This window comes from Alsobacter soli, assembly GCF_003004785.1.
GTDB lineage: Bacteria > Pseudomonadota > Alphaproteobacteria > Rhizobiales > Beijerinckiaceae > Alsobacter > Alsobacter soli.
The window spans coordinates 198992-205788 of the sequence record NZ_PVZS01000008.1 but is presented as its reverse complement, the minus strand read 5'-3'; the positions used below and the strand labels follow the sequence as shown (position 1 = coordinate 205788).

At 64.6% G+C, this 6797-nt stretch carries 5 protein-coding genes; 4 read left to right on the top strand and 1 reads right to left on the bottom strand.

The window, feature by feature from the left end; all coding sequences use genetic code 11:
- Positions 1-359 precede the first annotated feature (359 nt).
- From SLNSH_RS09575 to SLNSH_RS25650, 3 genes are all read left to right on the top strand, one after another.
- Positions 360-1544: an efflux RND transporter periplasmic adaptor subunit gene (locus SLNSH_RS09575; protein WP_106336455.1), complete on the top strand. Its 1185-nt coding sequence runs from the start codon at positions 360-362 to the stop codon at positions 1542-1544.
- A gap of 3 nt (positions 1545-1547) precedes the next feature.
- The gene (locus tag SLNSH_RS09570; RefSeq protein WP_342587858.1) at positions 1548-4310 is read left to right on the top strand and encodes an efflux RND transporter permease subunit; all 2763 of its coding nucleotides are present in this window, start codon (positions 1548-1550) and stop codon (positions 4308-4310) included.
- On the top strand, positions 4295-4738 hold the full coding sequence (locus SLNSH_RS25650) for an efflux RND transporter permease subunit (protein ID WP_342587857.1): 444 nt from the start codon (positions 4295-4297) through the stop codon (positions 4736-4738). The genes SLNSH_RS09570 and SLNSH_RS25650 overlap by 16 nt, the downstream gene beginning before the upstream one ends.
- A 394-nt stretch (positions 4739-5132) precedes the next feature.
- On the opposite strand, the gene SLNSH_RS09565 is transcribed toward SLNSH_RS25650, so the two are convergent.
- Positions 5133-5540, bottom strand: coding sequence for a hypothetical protein (locus SLNSH_RS09565; protein WP_106336453.1), 408 nt, complete (start codon positions 5538-5540; stop codon positions 5133-5135).
- A 238-nt stretch (positions 5541-5778) separates the two neighbouring features.
- Here SLNSH_RS09565 and SLNSH_RS09560 point away from each other — a divergent pair, with 238 nt between their 5' ends.
- The gene (locus SLNSH_RS09560) at positions 5779-6795 is read left to right on the top strand and encodes a Fe(3+) ABC transporter substrate-binding protein (protein ID WP_106336451.1); all 1017 of its coding nucleotides are present in this window, start codon (positions 5779-5781) and stop codon (positions 6793-6795) included.
- Positions 6796-6797: the final 2 nt, after the last annotated feature.

Sequence of the window (6797 nt, the reverse complement as noted above, 5' to 3'; positions counted from 1 at the left end):
ACACCCCCGCCCCCCGTCAAGCGCCGTTTGGAGGAAAAGTTTGCAGCGCAGCATCGGCGCTGGCTTGTCCACAGGCTTAGCCCCGGTGGGATCACAGGAATTCCGATTTTCGCGCGCAGCGCTGCGGCGCTGGCGGGCCGCACGGGACTTTTTAACCCGTGATCCCCTCTGCCCCCTTCCGGCGTGGATCGCCCCAGGGCCATGTCCCTGGAATGGCAGCGCAAATCAGCCGTTTCGCCTGCCATCGAGGCTCTTTCCAACCCTCGGCGGGCGTATATAGTCGCGGTTCCGGCCAGAAGAGCATGGCTGCCCTGCGTCGATGGGCGCCGCCGGGTCCGCTTCGAGAATAGAGAGTTTCGATGAGATCGCGTGCAGCCATCAGCGCCCTGGCCATGACGGCGTCGCTCCTGGCCTTTGGATCCGTGGCTGTCGCGCAATCGCCTGCGCCCTCCCCCAAGGGTCAATCCGGCGCGGCCCCGCGCGCCGCGCCAGTCCTGCTGGGCAAGGCCGAGCGCCGGCCGATACCGGTGCGCTTCGACACCATCGGCTCCGTGCAGCCGATGGCGACGGTGACCCTGCGCAGCCGAGTGGAAAGCCAGATCATGGCGGCTCCCTTTCAGGATGGCGCCAAGGTGCGGAAAGGCGACCTGCTGTTCCAGTTGGACGCACGCCAGATCGAGGCGCAGCTCAAGCAGGCCGAAGCGAACCTGGCCCGCTCGAAGGCCCAGCTTGAGCAGGCCCAGCGCGACGTGCGCCGGGCAGAGCAATTGGCGGCCAACGAATATGCGTCGCGGCAGAAGCTCGATGATAGTCGCACGGCTGTGCTGACGATCGGGGCCCAGATCCAGGCCGACGAAGCGGCCATTGAGAACCTGAAGGTGCAGCTGAGCTACTACACGCTGCGGGCGCCCATCGACGGCCGGGTCGGCGTCGCCGGGCTGCGTCCTGGCAACATCGCCAAGACAGGCGATGGGTCGGTGGCCCTGGCCACCATCAATCAACTCAGCCCCATCTACATCTCCTTCGCCATGCCGCAGCGGCTGCTGCCCGACCTGAGGCAAGCGATGACGGCGGGCGGCGGAACGGTGACGGCCACCCCGCAAGGGCTCAAGAGCGGCGTGGACGGCAAGATCGCCGTCTTCGACAACACGGTCGACGGCGCGACAGGCACGATCACCATCCGCGCGATCTTCGAGAACGCCGACGAGTTGCTCTGGCCGGGTCAGCTCTGCAACGTCCGGGTGACCTTGCGGGTCGAGGACAACGCCGTCGCGGTTCCGCGCGAAGCGGTTCAGACCAGCCAGACGGGGTCATTCGTTTTCACGGTCGCGGATGGCGTGGCAAGGGTGCGGCCGGTCAAGGTGTCCCGCCTTGTGGATGGGTGGGCGGTGATCGAGAGCGGCCTGGACGGGAGCGAGATCGTGGTCACCGATGGGCAGTTGCTGCTCACGGATGGGGTGAAGGTGGAGCCGCGAGACGGAAAGGCGCCCGCTTCGGGTGGCAGCGCCGGAGCGATGCCCTCGGATGCCGGCAAGGGAGCCTGACCCATGTCGCTTCCGGAGCTCTGCATCCGCCGACCGGTGATGACCACGCTCATCACCCTGTCCTTCATTATCTTCGGACTGTTCGCCTACCGGCAACTGCCCGTAGCCGCCCTCCCCCGCGTCGACTTCCCGACGATCAGCGTCACGGCCCAATTGCCCGGCGCAAGCCCGGAGACCATGGCGGCCTCGGTGGCCGCGCCCCTGGAGCGCCAGTTCTCGAACATCTCCGGCATCACCTCCATGACGTCGATCTCCCAGCAGGGAGCGACCAATATCGTGATGCAGTTCGATCTCGACCGGAACATCGACGGCGCCGCCCTCGACGTCCAGTCGTCCATCGGCGCGGCGCAACGGCGCCTGCCGGCCGACCTGCCGAATCCGCCGAGCTTCCGGAAAGTGAACCCGGCGGACCAGCCCATCCTGTTCATGGTCGTGACGTCAGCCACCCAGCCATTGTCGGTGGTGAACGACTACGCCGAGACGGTGCTGCAACAGCAGATCTCGCAGATACCCGGGGTCGCCCAGGCCCTGATCTTCGGCGCGCAGAAATACGCCGTCCGCATCATGGTGGACCCCGAAGCGCTCTCGGCCCGCGGCATGTCCTTCACGGATCTGCGCACCGTGGTGGCGGCTGCCAACTCCAACCAGCCGACCGGCACGCTCCGGGGCGATCGCCAACGGGTGACCATCGAGGCCACGGGACAGTTGCGACGGGCCGCGGACTACAACGACCTCATTGTCGCGAGCCGCAACGGCGCGCCAGTGAGGCTCGAGGACATCGCGACCACGAAGGATTCCGTCGAGAACGACGAGTCCGCGAGCTGGTACAACGGCCAGCGCTCCCTCATCGTCGCTGTCTTCCGCCAGTCGGACGCCAATACGGTCGAGGTGGTGGATCGCATCCGGGCCAAGATGCCGAGCTACCGCGAGCAGCTTCCGGCCTCGATCGGGCTCCATGTTCTGAATGACCGCTCCATCCCGATCCGGGAGGCGGTCCACGACGTCCAGTTCACCCTGATGCTCTCGGTGGCGCTGGTCGTCATGGTGATCTTCCTGTTCCTCAAGTCGCTCTCCGCGACGATCATCCCGACGCTCGCCCTACCCGTCTCGCTGGTCGGCACCTTCGCCGCCATGTACGTGCTGGGCTATTCCATCGACAACATCTCGCTTCTCGCGCTGACGCTCTCGGTCGGCTTCGTCGTGGACGACGCCATTGTCATGCTGGAGAACATCGTCCGGCACGTCGAAGAAGGGATGAAGCCGTTTCAGGCGGCGCTGGTGGGGGCCCGGGAGATCGGTTTCACCATCGTCTCGATCACGCTGTCGCTGGTCGCCGTCTTCATACCCGTGTTCTTCATGGGCGGCGTGGTGGGTCGCGTGTTCCGCGAGTTCGCTGCCACGATCTCGGTGGCCATCCTGGTCTCGGGCTTCGTCTCGCTCACGCTGACGCCGATGCTGTGCGCCCGTATCCTGAAGGCGCATACCCATGCGAAGCCGGGCCTGTTCTCTCGGGCGATCGACTGGGTGCTGGACGGCATTCTGGCGTCCTATCGCTGGACGCTCGACGTGGTCCTCAGGGTCCGGTTGCTGGTCCTCCTGCTCACGCTGGTTTCGGTGGCGCTGAGCGTCAAACTGTACATCGACGTGCCCAAGGGCTTCTTCCCGATCGAGGACACGGGCCTCATCCGGGGCGCGACGGAAGGACCTCCTGACACGTCCTTCGAGGCCATGGCGGCGCGCCAGCAGATCTTGAACGATATCGTCCGAAGCGATCCCGCCGTGGACTACCTGACATCGAACGTCGGGTTCCAGGTGGTGAACCAGGGCTTCATGTTCATCTCCCTGAAGCCGCGGGAGCAACGGGAGCCGGTGAACGAGGTGATCGGGCGGCTTCGGCGGAAGGTGGCGGCCGTGCCCGGCATCACCCTGGTGATGCAACCGGTCCAGAACATCAATTTGAACTCCGGACGGCAATCCCGGGCGCAATACCAGTACACGTTGCAGAGCGCCGATCTTACGGCGCTGTACCGGGCCGCGCCGGACATGCGGGACCGCCTCTCCAAGCTCGAGCTGCTGCGAGACGTGAACACGGATCTGCAGTTGTCGAACCCGCAGGCCATTGTCGAACTGGACCGTGAGAAGGCTTCGCAGTTCGGGGTGACTTCCGACCAGCTCCGGCAGACCCTTTACAGCGCGTTCGGCTCCCGCCAGATCTCGACCATCTTCACGCCGGCCAATGACTACCAGGTGATCATGGAGGCCGACCGCACCTTCCAGATGGACCCTTCGGCGCTTTCGCGCATGTTCGTCCGCAACAGCAACAATCAGAACGTCCCGCTGGACGCGGTTGCGACCGTCAAGCGATCTGTCGGACCATTGTCGGTCAGCCGGCAATCGCAGCAGCCGGCGGTGACGATCTCGTTCAATACAGCGCCCGGGGTGTCGCTGGGCGAAGCGGTCGAGGCGATCAAACGGGCGGAGCGTGAAGCTGCGTTGCCGGCGTCGATCTCCAGCGGCTTCACCGGTTCGGCGCAGTTGTTCCAGGATGCGCTGAAAGGTCAGGGCCTGTTGATCATGGCGGCCGTGCTCGTGATCTACATCGTGCTGGGCGTCCTCTACGAGAGCTTCATTCACCCTATCACCATCCTGTCCGGCCTGCCTTCCGCCGGCTTGGGAGCGTTGCTGGCGCTGAGTTATTTCGGCATGGACCTGTCGGTGATCGCCATCATCGGCATCNGAGTTATTTCGGCATGGACCTGTCGGTGATCGCCATCATCGGCATCCTGATGCTGATCGGCATCGTGAAGAAGAACGCCATCATGATGGTGGACTTCGCCATCGAGCGGAGGCGCGAAGGCGCCGACGCGCTCTCCGCCATCCGGGAAGCGGCGCTGCTGCGCTTCCGTCCCATCATCATGACGACCTTCGCAGCGCTGCTCGGCACGCTTCCGATCGCCCTCGGCTCAGGCGCCGGGTCGGAGTTACGGCAGCCGCTCGGCATTGCGGTTGTCGGCGGCCTCTGTGTTTCCCAGGTGCTCACGCTCTACATCACGCCCGTGGTCTACTTCTACCTGGACAAGATCGAGACTCTCCTGTCTGGCCGCGGCAAGAGACAGAATGAAGAGGCGGGTGAAGCCGACCGGGTGCATGCTGGGGCCGCTCCTTCGGGAGCCACTTTTCAGCGGCCTGACTGATCAACCCGCAACAGCTTGGTTAACGCGCTCCTCCCAGTGCGCCGGCGCGTTAACGATCCTTTGAACATGCCGTTGAAGCCAGGCCTGGCTTGGGCGATCACTGGCAGCAGTGCACCTTTGAGTGGCGTGGCGTACCGCGATGCGGAGAATCAAACCCAGCGAACTGGCCGGGAGCGGTGTTCCCGAGGCAGAACAACGTACGGTCACGCCCCGTACACGCTCGGGTTCGGTCTGGAAGGGCTTCGCCGCCTTCCTTCTCGGCCTCACGCTCGGGGTGAGCGCCATCATCTTCGGCCAAAATGCGCTGTCAGACGCGGCGCAAGACAGGCCAAGCCTCTGGGACAGCCCGCCTGCGCTGCGCCGCTAGCGAACGGCGTGCACTGAAAGCGAATGCTCACGCGGGCGCGACGGTGACCACCTTGAAGGTGTGCAGCATGCCATCCTCATCCTTGATCGAGACATAGTCTCCCGGATTGAAGGTGTGATCGCCAAACCGATAGCCGGCTTCGTCGTCCTCTGAACCGGACGGATCGTAGTCGAAGGCCCACGTGGCCCCGCCCTGCCCGCCGGGTCGATGAACGAGATGCCCCATCTCGTCCGGCTCGCTCTCCCAAAAACGCCGCACGCGGCAACGCTGCCGGGCTTCCCGCCAGCCATTCGCGTCCAGGCGCCCCTGCTCGTCCAGGGGTGCGATCAAGTCGTAGCCGTGCCTGCTGGAACCGTCCGGGTGCTCCTTGGAGCGCGCGAGGTGCAGGACGATGCGCTTGAGGGCTACGGTTCTGGTGCTTGCTACGGTGGACATTGCCGGGAACCCTCAGTTTGCGATGCTGCGCAAACATCAAGCTGGCCCGCGGCTATGTCGTTGATTTTGCGCAACCTGGGCTCAGCGTGCCGGCCGCGCGCCGGGGGAGCCCACAGTTTGGAATTCCTATAAAGTTCTGATTCTTCGAGGTTTTTTGTTGACCCGGGCTTGGTCGCTTGGCACATGCGGCTGGCAATCGCCGCTTCGCAGGGCCTTGAACCCTGTCCAGGAGAGATCGATGACCCGCACACCTTGGGGCCTTGCCCCGCTGCTTACGCTCGCCTTTGGCGCTGCGGCCGCTCAAGCCGCCGACGTGAATGTCTACACTTCCCGCGAGCCGGATCTCGTGAAGCCCGTTTTCGAGGCCTTCACGAAAACGACGGGCGTGAAGGTCAACGCCGTGTTCCTCCAGAACGGGCTCGAGGAGCGCGTCAAGGCGGAGGGGCAGAACTCGCCGGCCGACGTCATCATCCTGGTAGACGCCGCCAAGCTGGCGGCCGCGGTCGACATGGGAATCACGCAGCCCGTTTCATCGACTGTGCTCGACAAGAACGTCCCAAGTCAGTTGCGCGACCCTCAGGGCAACTGGTTCGCCACCACCCTGCGCTCGCGAGTGATCTACGCTTCCAAGGAGCGTGTCACGCAGGACGCGATGACCTACGAGGACTTGGCGGATCCGAAGTGGAAGGGCCGGATCTGCATCCGCTCTGCCCAGCATCCCTACAACGTGTCGCTGATCGCGGCCGCCATCACGCGGCTCGGTCCCGAGAAGGCCGCGGATTGGCTGACCAAGCTGAAGTCGAACCTGGCCAAGAAGCCGTCCGGGGGAGACCGAGACGTCGCCAAGGATATCCTGGCCGGCGTGTGCGACATCGGCGTCGGCAACACCTATTACGTGGGCCTGCTCCGCAATGATCCGAACCCCTCGCAGAAGGCCTGGGGGGAGGCCGTGAAGGTCCTGGATTCCAGCTTCGCGGGCGGCGGCACGCATGTGAACATCTCTGGCGCCGCCGTCGCCAAGTTCGCACCCCACAAGGATGAGGCGATCAAGCTTCTCGAGTTCATGAGCTCCGACCAGGCGCAAAAGCTCATGGCGGACGGCAACTACGAGTATCCGATCCGCGCCTCCGTGCAGGACGCGGACACGGAGAAGCTGTTCGGCCCCATCAAGCCCGACTCCCTATCGCTCTCCGAGATCGCCAAGAACCGAAAGGCGGCGAGCGAGCTGGTGGACAAGGTCGGATTCGACAACTGAAG

What these genes read in the sequence shown, in the direction of transcription:
- SLNSH_RS09575 (WP_106336455.1), top strand. Translation starts at nt 360, where the DNA reads ATGAGATCGCGTGCAGCCATCAGCGCCCTGGCCATGACGGCGTCGCTC.
- SLNSH_RS25650 (WP_342587857.1), top strand. Translation starts at nt 4,295, where the DNA reads ATGGACCTGTCGGTGATCGCCATCATCGGCATCCTGATGCTGATCGGC.
- SLNSH_RS09565 (WP_106336453.1), bottom strand. Translation starts at nt 5,540, where the DNA reads ATGTCCACCGTAGCAAGCACCAGAACCGTAGCCCTCAAGCGCATCGTC.
- SLNSH_RS09560 (WP_106336451.1), top strand. Translation starts at nt 5,779, where the DNA reads ATGACCCGCACACCTTGGGGCCTTGCCCCGCTGCTTACGCTCGCCTTT.